General features: G+C 36.6%; 16 protein-coding genes. 11 read left to right on the top strand and 5 right to left on the bottom strand.

What is annotated here, in order from left to right:
• Nucleotides 1–61: 61 nt before the first annotated feature.
• Nucleotides 62–1,093, top strand: a complete 1,032-nt coding sequence (locus tag AC2A1G_RS01990) for a bestrophin family protein (RefSeq protein WP_484045282.1) — start codon at nucleotides 62–64, stop codon at nucleotides 1,091–1,093.
• Here the strand turns inward: AC2A1G_RS01990 and AC2A1G_RS01985 are convergent.
• From AC2A1G_RS01985 to AC2A1G_RS01975, 3 genes are all read right to left on the bottom strand, one after another.
• Nucleotides 1,090–2,103, bottom strand: a complete 1,014-nt coding sequence (locus AC2A1G_RS01985) for a glycosyltransferase family 2 protein (RefSeq protein ID WP_484045281.1) — start codon at nucleotides 2,101–2,103, stop codon at nucleotides 1,090–1,092. The two genes, AC2A1G_RS01990 and AC2A1G_RS01985, sit on opposite strands and share 4 nt — an antisense overlap.
• Nucleotides 2,104–2,166: 63 nt before the next feature.
• Nucleotides 2,167–2,565: a branched-chain amino acid ABC transporter substrate-binding protein gene (locus AC2A1G_RS01980; RefSeq protein WP_484045280.1), complete on the bottom strand. Its 399-nt coding sequence runs from the start codon at nucleotides 2,563–2,565 to the stop codon at nucleotides 2,167–2,169.
• 3 nt (nucleotides 2,566–2,568) lie between these two features.
• Nucleotides 2,569–3,738 (bottom strand): THUMP domain-containing class I SAM-dependent RNA methyltransferase, encoded by a 1,170-nt coding sequence (locus AC2A1G_RS01975; protein ID WP_484045279.1) that lies wholly within the window; start codon nucleotides 3,736–3,738, stop codon nucleotides 2,569–2,571.
• A 122-nt stretch (nucleotides 3,739–3,860) separates the two neighbouring features.
• On the opposite strand from AC2A1G_RS01975, the gene AC2A1G_RS01970 reads away from it, so the two are divergent.
• Nucleotides 3,861–4,586 carry an SAM-dependent methyltransferase gene (locus AC2A1G_RS01970; protein ID WP_484045278.1) on the top strand — a complete coding sequence of 242 codons (726 nt, stop codon included), beginning with the start codon at nucleotides 3,861–3,863 and terminating at the stop codon, nucleotides 4,584–4,586.
• Nucleotides 4,587–4,859: 273 nt separating this feature from the next.
• On the top strand, nucleotides 4,860–5,573 hold the full coding sequence (locus tag AC2A1G_RS01965) for a ZIP family metal transporter (protein WP_484045277.1): 714 nt from the start codon (nucleotides 4,860–4,862) through the stop codon (nucleotides 5,571–5,573).
• An 82-nt stretch (nucleotides 5,574–5,655) separates the two neighbouring features.
• Here the strand turns inward: AC2A1G_RS01965 and AC2A1G_RS01960 are convergent, their stop codons facing one another.
• Together AC2A1G_RS01960 and AC2A1G_RS01955 are read right to left on the bottom strand one after the other, a co-directional pair.
• Nucleotides 5,656–7,032, bottom strand: coding sequence for an OmpP1/FadL family transporter (locus AC2A1G_RS01960; protein WP_484045276.1), 1,377 nt, complete (start codon nucleotides 7,030–7,032; stop codon nucleotides 5,656–5,658).
• A gap of 53 nt (nucleotides 7,033–7,085) precedes the next feature.
• The gene (locus tag AC2A1G_RS01955; protein WP_484045275.1) at nucleotides 7,086–8,192 is read right to left on the bottom strand and encodes a prolyl-tRNA synthetase; all 1,107 of its coding nucleotides are present in this window, start codon (nucleotides 8,190–8,192) and stop codon (nucleotides 7,086–7,088) included.
• 144 nt (nucleotides 8,193–8,336) lie between these two features.
• Between AC2A1G_RS01955 and proS the strand changes: the two genes are divergently transcribed.
• From proS to AC2A1G_RS01915, 8 genes are all read left to right on the top strand, one after another.
• Nucleotides 8,337–9,812, top strand: coding sequence for a proline--tRNA ligase (proS, locus tag AC2A1G_RS01950; protein ID WP_484045274.1), 1,476 nt, complete (start codon nucleotides 8,337–8,339; stop codon nucleotides 9,810–9,812).
• 126 nt (nucleotides 9,813–9,938) lie between these two features.
• A complete protein-coding gene (locus AC2A1G_RS01945) occupies nucleotides 9,939–10,328 on the top strand; it encodes a DoxX family protein (RefSeq protein WP_484045273.1) in 390 nt (129 codons plus the stop codon).
• Between the two features lie 268 nt (nucleotides 10,329–10,596).
• Nucleotides 10,597–11,916 (top strand): OmpA family protein, encoded by a 1,320-nt coding sequence (locus AC2A1G_RS01940; protein WP_484045272.1) that lies wholly within the window; start codon nucleotides 10,597–10,599, stop codon nucleotides 11,914–11,916.
• Between the two features lie 115 nt (nucleotides 11,917–12,031).
• A complete protein-coding gene (locus AC2A1G_RS01935) occupies nucleotides 12,032–13,363 on the top strand; it encodes an Nramp family divalent metal transporter (protein WP_484045271.1) in 1,332 nt (443 codons plus the stop codon).
• Between the two features lie 409 nt (nucleotides 13,364–13,772).
• Nucleotides 13,773–14,309: a nucleotide exchange factor GrpE gene (locus tag AC2A1G_RS01930; RefSeq protein ID WP_484045270.1), complete on the top strand. Its 537-nt coding sequence runs from the start codon at nucleotides 13,773–13,775 to the stop codon at nucleotides 14,307–14,309.
• Nucleotides 14,310–14,407: 98 nt separating this feature from the next.
• On the top strand, nucleotides 14,408–15,529 hold the full coding sequence (dnaJ, locus tag AC2A1G_RS01925) for a molecular chaperone DnaJ (protein WP_484045269.1): 1,122 nt from the start codon (nucleotides 14,408–14,410) through the stop codon (nucleotides 15,527–15,529).
• A gap of 92 nt (nucleotides 15,530–15,621) precedes the next feature.
• Nucleotides 15,622–16,302, top strand: coding sequence for a hypothetical protein (locus AC2A1G_RS01920; RefSeq protein WP_484045268.1), 681 nt, complete (start codon nucleotides 15,622–15,624; stop codon nucleotides 16,300–16,302).
• Between the two features lie 167 nt (nucleotides 16,303–16,469).
• Nucleotides 16,470–17,489 carry a glycoside hydrolase family 43 protein gene (locus AC2A1G_RS01915; RefSeq protein ID WP_484045267.1) on the top strand — a complete coding sequence of 340 codons (1,020 nt, stop codon included), beginning with the start codon at nucleotides 16,470–16,472 and terminating at the stop codon, nucleotides 17,487–17,489.
• The last annotated feature ends 82 nt before the right edge of the window (nucleotides 17,490–17,571 follow it).

Genomic DNA, 17,571 nt, shown 5'->3' with positions numbered 1-17,571 from the left:
AATTTAGAGGTTTTTTTGTACACTTTTTGCTAACTTGGTTTTACAAAATTTTACTCTACAAATGATCACTACAAAATACGTCAACTTTAAACAGGTTCTCAACTTATCGGGATTTCATGTGATCATTATTTCAATTTGGTGTACGTCGATTGCTTTCATTTATCACATTTACAGATGGGAATGGATGACGATTCCGTGGGTAGCCGTAGCTTTAATTGGTACTGCGGAAGCTTTTTTAGTAGGATTTAAAAACAACCAGGCATACGAAAGACTTTGGGAAGCCCGAAAAATATGGGGTGGAATTGTAAACACAAGCCGCTCTTTTGCAGCAATGGTTTACGCATTCGACACAAATAATGAAGAAGTTGGAAAATTTGACCTGGATGACCGCAGAAAAAAAATTGTTTACCGTCACATTGCCTGGCTCTATGCTTTCCGTGAACAAAGTTTGGTGCCCGTAGAATGGGAACATATCAAATTTGAAGAAGATAAATTAAAAAATACAGACCATAAGCGAAACAGATTGATTAAAGCCGGATTTTCAGATTATGGAAGAACACCTATTTTCTTGAATAAATATCTATCTGAAGAGGAATCTGAGCTGCAGTCTCACTATAAAAATTTTGCCACCTATCTTATTTCTCAGCAGGCAAAAGATGTGAATGATTTAAAAAATAAAAAAGCAATTTCAGATTTCAATCAAATACAACTACAAGACTGTCTTACTGAATTTTACACTCTTCAGGGACAAGCCGAAAGAATCAAAAAATTTCCGCTTCCGAGACAGTTTGCGAGTACAGCTTTTATATTCAATATTATTTTCATAATGCTGCTTCCACTGGGTTTAGTAAGTGAATTTTCAAAATTAGGAGATTGGGGAATCTGGGCCTCGATTCCGTTTTGTATAACGATTGGCTGGATGTATATTATTATGGAACTCGTAGGAGATTATTCTGAAAATCCTTTTGAAGGTTTGATGTTTGACATTCCCATGCTTTCTATCTGCAGAACAATTGAAATTGATCTTTTACAAATGGTCGGCGAAACTGAACTGCCAGATCCTATTACTTCTAAAAATGGAATTTTAGTTTAGTTTTTATGAAAATGTTTTGGGAAAGCATCTTCAGGTTTTTTCTTTAAAACATTCAGTAAAATCCATGATTTTAAAAATCCGTAGCCGTAAGAAAACATTTGAATATATGTAGAAACCACCGCCATTGCAGCGATTGAAATAGTTTTAGTCACAACTAAAGCATGTACAAAAACCATGAAGCTGTAAAGACCATAAAGACTTAAGATAAGACCTTGTTTTAAAAAGACATATTCAATGATCCCTAAAATATATCCCAGAAAAAACAAACTCGGGAATGCAAAAGAAATCTTCACATATTTCGGATGTCTCTGATTTAAAATCGGCCTTGCACAACCGAACTGATAGACTTGTTTTGAAAATTTACCAAAATCAACCCTACGTTTATGATATACAGCAATAGTATCAAAAAAAGCTGTGGTAAAAGCGTTTTCCCAAAGAGTCATCGATAAATCCGGATCTTCGCCGATTCTCATTTCAGAAAAGCCCCCTACTTTCTCGAAAACTTCTTTTTTCACACCCATATTAAAACTTCTGGGCTGAAATTTTGAAACCGCTTTTTTATTCCCTCTGATTCCTCCGGTTGTAAAGACAGACGTCATAGAATACGAAATTGCCTTTTGCATTAGGTTAAAACCTTTATGTGCTTTATCTGCCCCACCAAATGCATCACAAGGAATGCTAAGAATACTGTTTTTAATATTTTCAATGTAATCCTGCTCTACAATCACGTCGCTGTCTACAAAAACCAGCCAATCATTGGAAGCTCTCTTTGAGCCATAATTCCTTGATAAACCCGGTCCTGAATTATCTTTTCTGAAATATTTTATGTTTAAAATATCTTCAAACTGATGAATGGTCGGTTTTAAATCAATCAAAGAACCGTCGTCAACGATGATGATTTCAAAATCTTTGTCTGTTTGTGCATTTAAAGAATTAAGTAGCTCGAAAAGTTCGTCTTTTCGGTTGAAAATTGCGACAACAATAGAAAGGGTTGGTTTTTGACTGAACATTTTTCAAAATTAAAGATTTGAAAAGAAATCTCAATATATTTTAAAACAATTTATGATTTTAATTTAGCTGGAAACAATGAATTTAAAATAAACAATTAAAACGATAGAGATGACAAGTAGAATAAGAGATAAGCTGAACAGCAATAGTTTGAAAAAGCTTTTAAAATAAAAAAACCCAAGATGATAAAGGATGAAAGCGACAATAAAAGAAATAACGAAGCCAATCAGAACACAAATCAGTAAAGTTTGAGTAAAGTCTTTTGCAGGTAATGGATTTGAAAAAACCATAAAATAAAGAATGGAAGCCATTGTGAGAAAGCTTCCACTCCATAATTCAGTAGTATATTTTGTATTCTTTAAATTTTTATTTTTTCCTTTATCAACAGACGAGGATTTCGACGAAAAATCGAGATTCAGTAAATTGATAAGGCTATCTAAACCATCAAGAAAATCAAAAGGCATATTTTATTTTTTGTTTTCCTCTAATTTATGCACTTTCTTCGTCCCTTCATACATTTCATACTGTAAAAATCTTGTTTCCAGCTTTCCGTTGAAAAGCTTGATTTTTCTTGAAGGTCGTAATCCGATTTTTTTCGGAGCATCAAGATCTGAAGAAATCAGCCAAGCCAGAGTATTTGGGTAACTGCTTTTAAATGTATCTCCAATTTTTTTATAGAAATCATCATCGTTAATAGAAATTCTCTCATCATAAGGCGGGTTGAAAACCATTAACAAAGGGAACAGGTCTTTTTTAGACTCAAAGAAATCCTGTCTTCTCACATCGATAATATCTTCCATTTCTGCCGATTCTATGTTGGTTCTGGCAGCATTCAGCATTTTCCCGTCTAAGTCGTAACCCACAATTTTTCCGGTAAATTCTCTTACACGGTTGATTCGCACTTCTTTTATTTTTGCGAATAAATCTGCATCATAATTATTCCAGTTCTGGAAGGCAAATCTTTTTCTGAAAATCTGAGCCGGAAGATCAAGTGCAATCATTGCCGCTTCAATCAGAATCGTTCCCGAACCACACATCGGATCAAGGAAATTCCCTTTTCCGTCCCAGCCAGCCAACTGTAACATTCCGCTTGCCAAAACTTCATTGATCGGTGCTTCACCCTGCTCTCTTCTATAACCTCTTTTAAATAAAGCATCACCGGAAGAATCCATAGAAATCGTTACCAATTCTCTGTCGATATGCAGGTGAAATTTTATTTCTGGGCTTCTGGTTTCGATATTTGGTCTTTTCTTGAATTTCTCCTGAAAATAATCTACAATCGCATCTTTCATTTTAAGAGTAACAAACTGAGAATGCTTGAATGTTTCAGAATTTACAGTAGAATCAATAGCAAAAGTCTGGTCTACATCCAGAAAATCTTCCCATGGAAACTGAGAAAGTTTATTGTAAAACTGATGCTGATTAAAAGCTTTAAACTCATATATTGGCACCAAAATTTTCAATGCTGTACGGGCAGAATAATTTATTTTATATAAAAAACCAAGATCTCCTTCACAGTTTACCGCGCGGTTTTTAAGCTCTACATTTGAGCCACCGAGTTTTTTAATCTCTTCAAAAAGAACCTGCTCGAGTCCGAAAAAAGTTTTTATCTGTATTTTTAAATTTTCTGTATTCATTTTGCAAAAATAGGGAATTTTCGGCTTGGTGTTGGGTGATTGATGAACGATGTTAAAAGATATAGTTAAAAATCATCCAACATCCAGCATCCAGCATCCTACAAAATCCGTACTTTTGCACGATGGAATGGTTTGAATCTTGGTTTGACACACCTTATTATCATATTCTCTACAGCAACAGAGATTATACCGAAGCAGAAAACTTCATCACTCAGCTCACTGCAGAGCTTCAACTCCCAAAAAACTCAGAAATTATCGATCTTGCCTGTGGTAAGGGAAGACATTCTATTTTTTTAAATAAATTAGGATACAAAGTTTTAGGGCTTGATCTTTCTAAAAAAAGTATTGAACACAACAGACAGTTTGAAAATGAAAATCTTCAGTTTGCCGTTCACGATATGAGAGACATGGTTGCACATTCGCAAGTTGATGCTGTTTTTAATCTGTTTACAAGTTTCGGCTATTTTGATTCTGAAGACGATGACAGGAAAGTTTTCAAATCTGTTTCTGATGTTTTGAAAACTGATGGATATTTCGTTTTAGATTATTTAAATGAAAATTATGTACGAAATAAAATGATTTCCAAAGCTGAAATTCAGCGTGGTGGAATTGATTTTAAAATTTCTAAGAAAATCGAAGATCAACATATCGTAAAAGAAATTAAATTCTCAGCTGACGGACAGGATTATAATTTTTTCGAAAAAGTAAAACTCCACACGCCGGAATCTATACAGAAATACGCTGAAGACAATGGTTTTGAGCGTGTAAAAATTTGGGGCGATTATCAGTTGAAAGATTTTGATGCTGAAGTTTCACCGAGATGTATTAATTTATTTCGAAAGAAGTAATCAGAAGTAAAAGTTTGGGAATGAAAACCATTGTTATATTTACGGTAGCAACATTACTTTCAATATACGCTGGAATTGAATCAGGATATTTTCACAGTCATACCCCTCCATTGCCATTTCTCATCTCTGGTTTGCTATCAATAACCGGAATACTTTTAATTATCATCAGAAAAATATTGTTTGAAAATAAAATCATTTTTAGAATACATCTTATTTTAATAAGTATAAATCTACTCATAGTTTTATATTGTTTATCACCCCTATTTAATTAATATGATTGTCGTTTTACTTATTTTAAGTGTTCTTGCCGGAGTTTTTCTGGGTAAATATTTCGGACAGACAGAAAAGTTTTCCAAAAACCTTTTGATTTTAAGCGCAGGATTTTTAATTACAATCTGCCTCAACGAAGTCTTCCCGAAAGTGTACCATCATCACAATGAAACCGGTATCAATCTTGGAATTTTCGTCATTGGTGGAGTCCTTTTGCAAATGATTCTAGAGGCTTTAACGAAAGGTTTTGAGCACGGTCACTTTCATCACCACAACGACAGTACGGTTCTTCCGATGGCATTGATGGTGGGACTTTTCATACACGCTTTCATTGAAGGTATTCCTCTGGCAAATGAAACCGATCCGTTTTCACCTTATCTGATGGGAATTGTTTTTCACAACCTTCCCATTTCATTTATTTTGGGAGCATTTTTATTCAACAGAAAAGGTTCAAAAGTTTCCTACCCATCCATGCTGATTGTAGCGTTATTTGCTTTGGCATCGCCTTTCGGAATGTTTTTAGGAAATTATTTCAATCCAGATTGGCAGCCTTATTTTCTTGCAATTGTAGGTGGTATTTTCCTTCACATTTCATCAGTAATTATATTTGAAAGCAACAAAAACCACAATATTGACTGGTCAAAAATTGGGTTGGTCATTGTGGGCGTTTCACTGGCATTGGTGATGCACTTATTTCACAGCCATGATCATCATTAAAATTTAAATCGAACTTAATAAAACAAAAAGCTCTGCAAAAATCAATTTGCAGAGCTTTTTTATATCTAAACCAGACTAGTTTTTAAAACTTCCAGCCGAATGTTAAATAAAAATTATTGATAACGTTTTTAACGTCAGAAACTACGTAAGCAGAGCTATCAATCAATCTTGTTGGAGAATAATATCCGTCTTCTATAGAACCGTCAGCAATACCATACAAGAATGGATTATTAAATTTTGAACTGATATTCTGATAAGTTGCATCGATATAGAAAGATTTGAAATCATATCCTAAACCAAATGACAAAGCGTTTCTATCACTCAAAATCATATTGTTGTAAGTTTGATCTGCTACGTCTCCATTGTTTGCAAAACGGCTTACTGTAAGAGCATCAAAAGGACTTGATGTGTAAGCGTATCCACCTCTCAATCTCAACTGCTTTACTCTGTATTCTGCTCCAACTTTCACTTCTGCCATCGTTTTTTGATTTTGATCAAAAAAATCATTCAGCTGTCTTTCTGCTCCACCATATTCTTTATAAGTTGGCTTTGTTAAACCTAAGGTTCCATCGACGTTTATTGAGAAGTTTTTATTCGCAACAAATGCCGCACTTACTGTAGCTTTCATAGGAGAAGTGAGTCTTCTGTTTTCTACAGCGTAATCATCACCTAATTGAGGATCATTGTAGAAATTATAAGTTCTGTCGATATCCCAAAAAGTTGGTGTTTCTATTGAACCACCCAATCTGAAATTACGGCCAAGCTTTCCAATAATCCCTAAAGTCGCTGAAAAACCAGATGATCTCTCAAAATAAGGTGTATTCTGCTTGCTGAAATAATCTAAACTTCCGTTTTGCAATGATTGGAAAGCAGCTGTATCAGACTGATCAAGAGAAACATTGGAGAAATTCAAACCCATACCTAAATAAAGGCTGTGATTGTAATTAGCACCAACACCGAAACTTGTTTTAGACAAAGTTCCATACCTGTCGTAAGCATGTCTTGCCAGAGATGAGCTGTTGGTAGCATCAAAATCATAGATTACGTTGCTGTTTCCAGGTGTTTCGATGTAGTTATCAAGCGACTGGTTTGAGAAATTCACCCCAATGTTGACAAATTTCCATGCACTTTCTGTCATCAACTGGAAAGTCATTACGCCTCCAACATTCCCTAAATCTGCATTATTGACTTTGTATCCAAAAGAAGAACCCGCATAATTTGACGTATTCTTATTAGACATTACTGAAAGTGTGCCTGATACTTCTCCGGAAATTGCAACACCCAAACCTGCCGGGTTGGTCAGCAATGCGTTTGCATCACCTCCCAAAGCACCGTTTGAGCCTCCCATTGCGTTAAACTTTGCCGAACCTCCAATCTGAGAATTCGAGTACACATCCAGCGTGTTTCTGATCAATGAAACATCCTGCGCCTGCACAAAGAAGGCAGCAGAAATGCTCATTATTACTAAAGATTTTTTTAACATTATTATTTTAGAATATGTTGAAACTTATTTTATCTGCCACCACGGAAACCGCCGCCTCCGCCGCCGCCTCCAGATCTGAAGCCTCCGCCTCCTCCGGTAGAACCACCACCTCCGCCACGGAATCCTCCTCCGTTACTTGGTGATGTCCATCCGCCATTGGATCTTGGCGCTGAGTCATTTCTGAATCCGCCGTTGTTATTTTGGTTATTATAACGAGGCTGAGATTGGTTATTGTAATTTGGTCTTGTTCCACTGTTGTTTCTGAAACCACCTTGTCCCTGAGGTCTGTAATAACCAGATTGCGGCCTCGTTCCCGTATTATTTCTAAAACCGGAATTTCCTTGATTTCTAAATCCACCGTTACCGTTAGGATTTCTGAAACCAGAATTATTTGAATTTCTGAATCCGCTTCCACCAGAGTTTCTGAAACCTGATGCAGGAGCACTGTTTCTGCTTACGATATTAGAATTTCTGTTGGTAAATCCGTATCCGCTTGCTGCACTTCTTCTGTTGTAAGGTCTGTAATAGTTACCATAGTAACCCCCTCCATAATATCCGGCGCCCCAGCCCCAGTATGGATTATACATTCCCATGCCCCAACCAGAACCCCAGCCCCAGCCGTTATTCCAACCGTAAGGACTGTAACCCCAACCCCAGTTGTTGCCCCAGCCCCATCCGAATGACATTCCCATGCCCCAGCCAGCGCCCATTCCCCAGCCGCCGTAACCGCCATACATTCCCCAGGGACCGCCCCAGCCTCCCCAACCCCATGAGTTATCATAGTAATTGGTTTCGCTTCCGGCATAGTTCCCAAAGTCTGAATCTGTAGCGCCTTGGTCATAGTTGGTATTCCATGTATTATAAAGGTTAGACTGCTCTTGATTAACAGCCTGGGCATTTTGAATTGTAGTATTATCTTCCTGATAGTAATCGTAGTACTCTCCTACTCTGTTACCTTGATTCACGATAACTCCTTCAGGCAATGTGTCTTTACTGGGATCATAATAAACCCCATCTGTCTCGCTGTAGCCACCCATCTGAGCACCGCAAGAAACTAAAAGCAATCCGCTGGAAATAGCTAAGATTCCTTTTGATCTCAACATCCCAAACAAATTTTTATGTATATTTCTTTTCATGATGACGTAAAAATTTTTTATTTAAATTATATTTGCATTCTGTACCAAAAACATACCAATTAATCGGTATAAAATTCTATCAAAAATAGACTTTTTATTTTAGATTACAATTATTAAAAAAAGTTAAAAAAATTCTATAAAATAATGGCAAAACTTACCTCAAGAGGCGATGATTACAGCAAATGGTATAATGAGCTTGTTGTAAAAGCTGATCTGGCAGAAAACTCAGGAGTACGTGGATGTATGGTGATAAAACCTTACGGATATGCTATCTGGGAGAAGATGCGTGACGAAATGGATAAAAAATTCAAGGAAACCGGACATGTGAATGCCTATTTCCCTCTTTTTGTTCCCAAAAGTTTATTTGAGGCTGAAGAAAAAAATGCCGAAGGATTTGCAAAAGAATGTGCTGTAGTTACCCATTACAGATTAAAAAATGATCCGGACAATCCAGGAAAACTAATTGTTGACCCTGACGCTAAATTAGAAGAAGAATTAATCGTAAGACCAACTTCCGAAGCCATCATCTGGAGTACGTATAAAAACTGGATTCAGTCTTACAGAGATCTTCCTATCCTTATTAATCAATGGGCAAATGTTGTGCGTTGGGAAATGAGAACAAGATTATTTTTGAGAACTGCAGAATTTCTTTGGCAGGAAGGTCACACCGCTCACGCTACTAAAGATGAAGCTGTTGAAGAAGCCGAAAAAATGAATAAAGTATATGCTGATTTTGCAGAAAACTTTATGGCAATGCCGGTTATTCAAGGTTTGAAAACTCCTTCAGAGAGGTTTGCAGGAGCAGATGAAACGTATTGCATCGAAGCACTAATGCAGGATGGAAAAGCACTTCAGGCTGGTACCTCTCACTTTTTAGGTCAGAATTTCGCTAAAGCATTTGATGTGAAATTTACTAATAAAGAAGGAAAAATTGAACACGCCTGGGCTACATCTTGGGGAACTTCTACCCGTTTGATGGGCGCTTTGATTATGACGCATTCTGATGATCTGGGATTGGTTTTACCTCCAACTTTGGCGCCGATTCAAGTAGTTATCGTTCCTATTTTTAAAGGGGAAGAGCAGCTGGCTGAAATCAGTGAAGTGGCATTGGGCATTCAGGCTAAATTGAAGGCAAAAGGAATTTCAGTAAAATTTGATAACGATACGCACAACAAACCAGGCTGGAAATTCGCAGAATACGAATTGAAAGGTGTTCCGGTAAGAATTGCGATGGGCCCGAGAGATCTTGAAAACAAGTCTGTTGAAATTGCAAGAAGAGATAATTTAACGAAAGAAACTGTTTCTATTGAAGGCATAGATTCTTACATCGAAAATTTATTGAAAACCATCCAAACTGATCTTTATGAGAAAGCTTTAAATTTCAGAAAAGAAAATATTACCAACGTAAATTCTTACGAAGAGTTCAAAAAAGTTCTTGAAGAAAAAGGTGGATTCATTTACGCTCACTGGGACGGAACAGCTGAAGAAGAAGAGCAGATTAAGAACGAAACGAAAGCTACAATCCGTTGTATTCCTTTGGATGATGATGTGGAAGAAGGTGTTTCTTTGATTTCAGGAAAACCTTCCGCAAGAAGAGTTTTATTTGCAAAAGCATACTAAAAAAACCAACTTATTTAATACAAAGACCGCTCACTGCGGTCTTTTTTCGTTGAGTAAGAAAAATCATTTTCGCTATTTGGTACTAATCTTGATTTTTAAAAGTTCACACCAAATAAAATTTAAAATATGGACATTCAAAAAATATCACGATTCGCTTTAGGAGGAATGCTTGTCGCTGCAGGAATCGCTCATCTCACTTTTGGACGAAAAGATTTTCAGGCACAGGTTCCGGATTGGGTTCCTTTAAAAAAAGACGACACAGTTGTCTACTCGGGAATTGCTGAAATAGCTTTGGGAACAGGATTGATTTTAACTCCAGAGAAACATCAAAGTACATTAGGAATAATTGCTGCTACATTTTTTGTGGCAGTTTTTCCGGGGAATATTTCACAATATTTGAACCGAAAAGACGCTTTTACTTTAGATACAGATTCAAAAAGATTAGCAAGACTTTTTATGCAGCCACTTTTAATAGGATGGGCAATATTTTCAACTAAAAAGAATAAATTGAATTGAGTTGGGTTTTAATTTAAAATTCAAAAAACTATTTTTCAGCTTTGACAGTTCTTTTAAGTTAAAAGTAAATTTATAAAAGTGAACTTTAACCAATTCAAGCTTTACAGAAAACACAGCAATACCTAATGATATACCGTAATTTAATGAAAAATGATTTCATTTGTTAAAAAATCCTATATTGCAAATACAATTTTTAATAGATTTAATAAAAAACACAAACTAATATTTACTAAAATTTCAAACACATAAACCTTTAAAATAAATTATTATGTCACTAAACCTCATTGATCTTATCAAGGGCCAACTAGGTCCGGCTTTGACATCACAGACTGCACAAAATCTGGGTGAAAGCGAATCGGGAATTTCAAAAGCAATATCGGGTTTATTACCTGCAGTCCTGGGTGGACTGGCTAACAACTCAAGCAACCCTGCAATATTGGATGCAATCACAAGTGCGGGATCAGAAAACACGGCAACTGACTTCAATTCAAGTACTCAGGGAAGCAGTTGGATCACCAATTTACTAAGAACTATTTTCGGGGAACAGCTTCCAACGCTTATTAACTCTGTTGCGACGTATGCCGGGATCAGCTCGCAGTCTGCGGATTCTCTATTAAATCTTGTTACAGGAACAACAACTGGAGCAGTAGCCAAATATGCTCAAGATCAAAATCTTGATCGCAACGGAATCTCAAATTTATTAAACGAACAAAAAGGCCTCGTCTCAGGATTGTTGCCAGCAGGTCTTTCTTTAGCTTCATTAAATCTTGGAAACTGGGCGAAAGGTTATGGTTTTGAAGGAAACGAAAATCCTGCAACCAAAGTAGCCGAAGATATTAAAACATCATTTGATGAACCATCACCACAGGTTACAAGAAGTGTTGCCGACGGCGGAACTTTCCCGGAAAGAAATAACAATGATGGTGGAGGCTCTATCTGGAAATGGCTTTTACCACTTTTACTACTTCTTGCTGCCGGATATTTTGTCTGGAAGCAATGTGAAAAGAAGGAAACAACCTCTACTATCACAGGAAATGACTCTACGAGAATCAGCAGATCTGATACTATCAGTGCCAATCCTGATGATACCGCAAACTCTCCATCTGAAATCCGTACCGACGAAAACATTGACCTGAACGGAGTTTCCCTGAAAGGTTACAAAGGCGGAATGGAAGATCAGATGATTGCTTTCCTAAAAGCTGGCTCTTACGCATCGGCGGCAGACGATTCTGCTTTAAAAGAACCATGGTACGATTTTGACCACGTTAATTTTAAAATGAACAGTTCTACTGAATTGGAAGCAGGTTCTGAGGGGCAATTACGGAATTTAGTGGCGATTTTAAAAGCATATCCGGATGCAAAAATTAAAATAGGAGGATATACCGACAAAACAGGAGATGAAGCGACTAATGTGAAAATTTCTACTGCAAGAGCCAATTTCATCAAAGATTGGTTGGGTAAAAACGGTGTGGGAGCACAAGTTTTAGGAGCTGAGGGATACGGAAGTCAATTTGCAGAAGTAGATGCTTCCGCTTCGGATGAAGAAAGAGCTTCAGACCGTAAAATGTCCGTAAGATTCGCTAAATAAATTCTTTAGAATCAATAAAAATTAATCCCGAAGTGCGTCTTCGGGATTTTTTGTATTTAAAAATCAATGCTGTTAATACAGATTTAAGTATATTTGTTAGTCACTTCTAACAAATATGAATTTAAAATTAAAAGGCGCCTGGCGAAAAGATAAAACAATGCATTCCCTACCCGAAGTGTATGCTTCGGTAAAAATTCCCAGAAATGCTGGCTTCTGGAGGAAATATTTAGCATTTGCCGGCCCCGGATTAATGATTGCTGTCGGCTACATGGATCCCGGAAACTGGGCTACCGACATTGCCGGAGGAGCGCAGTTTGGCTATACTTTACTGTCTGTCATTTTAATTTCAAACATTTTTGCAATGGTTTTGCAGCATTTGTCTGTAAAATTGGGCGTTGTTGCAGAAAGAGATCTGGCACAGGCGTGTAGAGATCATTACAGCCCTACCACCAATTTTATACTCTGGGTATTCTGCGAAATTGCGATTGCTGCATGTGATCTGGCAGAAGTTATTGGTTCTGCAATTGCCTTAAACCTGCTTTTTGGAATGCCTCTCACCTGGGGAATTGTGATTACGACGATTGATGTCTTGATTATTCTTCTGCTTCAGGCAAAGGGTTTCCGATGGATTGAAAGTATTGTCGGAGGTTTAATTTTTATTATTTTAGGATGTTTCGTGTATGAGCTTGTAATTTCTAAACCGGCTTTAAATGAAATCTTCGGTGGTTTTATTCCTAAAAAAGAAATTATCAGTAATCCGGCGATGCTTTATATCGCCATCGGAATTCTGGGTGCAACGGTGATGCCCCATAACCTTTATCTTCACAGCAGTATTGTGCAGACCCGTGATTATGACCGGACCACGGATGGTAAAAAAGAGGCGATAAAATTTGCCACTTTAGACTCTTCAGTTTCCCTGATTCTGGCATTTTTCATTAATGCTGCCATTCTTATTTTGGCTGCTGCCACTTTTCACACCAGCGGAAATAAGCATGTAGCCGATATTCATGATGCTTATAAAATGTTGACTCCGATTTTGGGAGCTTCTATGGCGAGCATTGCTTTTGCCATTGCTCTTTTGGCATCGGGACAAAATTCAACTTTAACAGGAACTTTGGCAGGGCAAATCGTGATGGAAGGTTTCCTGAATATCAGACTTAAACCTTGGTTAAGAAGATTAATTACAAGATTAATTGCTGTGATTCCGGCTCTGATTGTTACCATTATTTATGGTGAAAAAGGCACGACCAATCTTTTGGTTTTAAGTCAGGTTATTTTATCGATGCAGTTGAGTTTTGCGGTTGTTCCTTTGGTTATGTTTACGAATGACAAAGCTAAAATGGGTGAATTCGCCAACAAACCTTTCCTCAAATCATGTGTCTGGATTATCGCAGTGATTATTATTGTTCTGAATATTTATCTTTTGTACCAGACGTTTACGGATTGAGGTTAAGGTTAAGATTAAAACTTAACTCTTTATCTCTCTGTTAAATAGCCCGGATAGAAGCGGCATCCTTTTTTGGTGGCGGACGCAATGAAATGGAGACCGCCACCAAAAAAGATACAGCGGATAGCCGGATTAGCTCCTGAATGATTTGAAATTTGATGTTTGAGATTTGAGATGCGGGATTTTGGATTCGGGATTATGAGGCGAGATTGCGATTGAGTTAAATGACAAATGTTGATTTAAACATTTTTTTTCAACACTTGATTCTTTTTACTTTTTACCAAGTTCTTTTTTCCTCTTTGGCTCTTTTTACTTTTTACCTGGCTCTTTCTTTCTAACTCTGCCTTATTGTCACGCTTTTTTCTTTGGCAGAATCTTTGTGAAAGAACCTTTAAAAGTTATTAGAAATATGGAAAATCAGGATATCAACGAAGAAAACATCAGCCAACAAGAGGAAACGACGGTTCAGAACGAAACAGTTTCAGAAGAAAATGTGACAGTAGAACCTACAACAGAGGAACTTTTGGCACAAGAGAAAGATCGTTATATTCGTCTTTATGCTGAGTTTGAAAACTACAAAAAAAGAACTTCAAAAGAGAAAATGGAATTCTTTCAGTATGCCAATCAGGAAATGATGGTTTCTATGCTTGGAGTTTTGGATGATTTTGAAAGAGCATTAAAAGAAATTGCTAAAAACGGCAACGAAAGCGACCTTCAGGGTGTAGAGTTGATTTACAATAAATTCAAAAATAAACTTACCGAAAAAGGATTGAAGATCATGGAAGTGAGAGCTGGAGACAGTTTCAACGTAGATTTTCACGAGGCAATTACTCAAATCCCTGCTCCGACAGAAGATTTGAAAGGTAAAATTGTAGATGTAATCGAGACAGGATACACTTTAGGAGAAAAAGTAATCAGATTCGCAAAAGTAGTAACAGGTAACTAATTTAATGAATGATAAATGATGAGTGATAATTGATAGTATACTCATCTTTTAATTTTAAATATCTATTATCATTTATCAATAATCAATTATAAGAAGAGATGTCAAAAAGAGATTATTACGAGGTTCTTGAGATCAGCAAATCTGCATCAGCCGACGAGATAAAGAAAGCATACCGTAAAATGGCTATTAAATTTCACCCAGATAAAAATCCGGGAGACAAGGAAGCCGAAGAAAAATTTAAAGAAGCTGCAGAAGCTTACGAAATCCTGAGCGACGAAAACAAAAAAGCACGCTATGACCAATACGGTCACGCCGGAATGGGTGGCGCTGGCGGTTTTGGCGGCGGCGGTTTCGGTGGCGGAATGAACATGGAAGACATCTTCAGTCAGTTTGGAGATATTTTCGGCGGTGGCGGTTTCGGAGGATTTGGCGGTGGCGGCGGTGGTCGTCAGCAGGTGAAAGGTTCAAATTTAAGAATCAGAATCAAGCTTAATCTTGAGGAAATGGTAAATGGTACTCAGAAAACCATCAAAGTCAAAAAGATGAAGATGGCTGAAGGTGCAACTTCTAAAACCTGCCCTACCTGTGGCGGGGCGGGAGTTCAGATGAAAGTAATGAACACGATGTTCGGACAGATGCAGACGCAAACCACTTGCGGAACCTGTCAGGGAATCGGGAAAGTTGCCGATAAAATTCCGGCAGGAGCTAATGCACAAGGTTTAGTTAAAGATGAGGAGGAAATCTCAATCAACATTCCTGCTGGAGCAAGAGATGGTATTCAGCTGAATGTTAGAGGAAAAGGTAATGACGCTCCATTTGGCGGAATTCCGGGAGACCTTTTGGTTATCGTGGAAGAAGAAGTGGATCAGGTCATCAAAAGAGAAGGCGACAACCTTCATCAGGAGCTTTATGTTTCTTATGCTGAAGCGGCTTTGGGAACGAAAAAAGAAATTCCTACTGTTGGCGGAAAAGTAAAAATCACGGTAGATGCAGGAACTCAATCCGGTAAAATTTTGAGATTAGCCGGAAAAGGTTTACCAAGCATAGACAGCTACGGAAAAGGCGATATGTTTATCCACATCAACGTATGGACTCCACAAAAACTGAATAAAGAACAGAGAGATTTCTTTGAAAAAATGATGAGTACCGGCGAAATGGAAGCCGAACCATCAGGAAAAGAAAAATCTTTCTTTGATAAGGTAAAAGATTTATTCAACTAAAATATTTTGAGAGACTTAATTTTTTTAAGTCTCTTTTTTTTCCATCAATTTTAGTCTATATTTGTTTAAACACCGAAACATTTACAAAATTAATGGACTCCAAAACTGTATTTTTAAAAGCCTGTACAGATGTAGCCAATCAGCTTGAAGGTTTCAAGATCCTTGAAAAAGGGCAACGTCTGAAAAAAGTATCTTCGGATAAAGATATTTTTTTTGAAATTACTTTTCAGACTGATGTTAATAATCATTCTTCCCGCATTATGATTAATCCCAGTATGGCTATTTATTCTAAAAGTTTAAAGAAATGGCAGATTGAAAACATTAAAAATGAATATTGTAAAGGTTTAGTTTACGCCAATCATATCGGCTATATAACTCCACTTCAAACTTGGAAAAAATGGAATTTGGCGGGTCTTTCCTATGAAAAATCTATCCATGAAATTGTAAAGAATATTCAAAAGTTTGTACTCCCAATTTTTGAAATCTTTGATTCTAAAGAAACTGCGATAGAATTTTTAAAAAACAAAGGGACAAAATTTAATCCTTATTGTGAAAATTCTTTAGGTTCACTTGATTTTCTTTTGTGCCATTCCGATCACGAAACTTCCGAGTTATTTTTTAACAATTACATTGAAAAAAGCAATTATAAAGAAAAACTCATCAGCTTTTTTGAAAAATTAAAAACCGAAAAAGAAATTGATCTTAATCATTCTGAATTCGTTGGTGCTTCTCAAATAAAATTGGCTTTTATTAATAAACTTTCCATAAAATAATTATTAAGCCTGAAAAAGTTTTTAAGATTACATCAAATTACAGATAACCATTATACTTCCTTATCATAATAATGATGAAAAACCAAAAGCCTTTACTGTATAAACTTCATTTAAAAATTTTTAAAGACAGCATTTTTTCAATATTTTAGATTGACAAAATTCTAAAAATGGTTTTAAAAAAGGCTTTAGCAATGGTTTTCTTTGCTCAGATTGTTTTTGCACAGGAAAAACCACAATACCTGTTCGACGATTTGTACTTCGCAGATCCTTCGGTACATATCTTCGACAAAAAAATTTACATCTATCCTTCTCATGATATTCAGACGGAAGTGACCGATGCTGCAAACGGAGGTCATTTTAACATGAAAGATTATCATGTTTTAACTTTAAATTCACCAACTGAAAAAGCTAAAGATGAAGGAATTGCTTTAAAATTAGAAGACATTCCCTGGGCAGAAAAGCAACTTTGGGCTCCCGACATGGCAAAAAAAGGCAAGAATTATTACCTTTATTTTCCGGCAAAAGACAAAAACGGAATTTTCAGAGTTGGCGTTGCGATGTCAAAAAATCCCGCAGGTCCTTTTAAAGCAGAAAAAAATCCAATCAAGGGAACATACAGTATCGATCCTAAAATTTTGGAAGACAAAGGAAAATATTACATCTATTTTGGTGGTTTAAAAGGCGGACAACTTCAGCAGTACCGAAATAATATTCATTCAGAAAATTATCCTGAATTAAATAAAGAGGAAAACGCTTTGCTACCCAAAATTGCTTTATTGAAAAACAATATGAAAGAACTCGCAGAAGCTCCGAAAGACATCAAAATATTTGATGAAAACGGTAATCTTCTGAAAGCAGGAGACCAAAACCGAAGATTTTTTGAAGGTGTCTGGGTTCACCAATATCAAAACAAATATTACCTCTCCTATTCTACCGGAGAAACGCACAAACTGGTGTATGCAACCGGAGACAATCCTTACGGACCATTTACTTTTCGAGGAGATATTTTGAGTCCGGTAGTTGGCTGGACGACTCACCATAGCATCGTAGAAATCGACAATAAATGGTATCTTTTTTATCACGACAGCAAACCTTCCGGCGGAAAAAGCTATCTCAGAAGTTTAAAAGTGAGAGAACTGAAATATGATGAAAACGGCAAGATAATCCCGATGAATGGGCAGGATTAGAGAAATCTGCATTTAACTTTGATCGTTAAAAACAATCATAAAAGAGGCATTTTTTGTCTCTTTTTTTGTTTTAAAAATTATT

The organism is Chryseobacterium sp. HNCC26DJ240 (genome assembly GCF_057180485.1).
The sequence above is the reverse complement of the archived record's forward strand: the minus strand, read 5'-3'. Positions and strand labels throughout refer to the sequence as shown.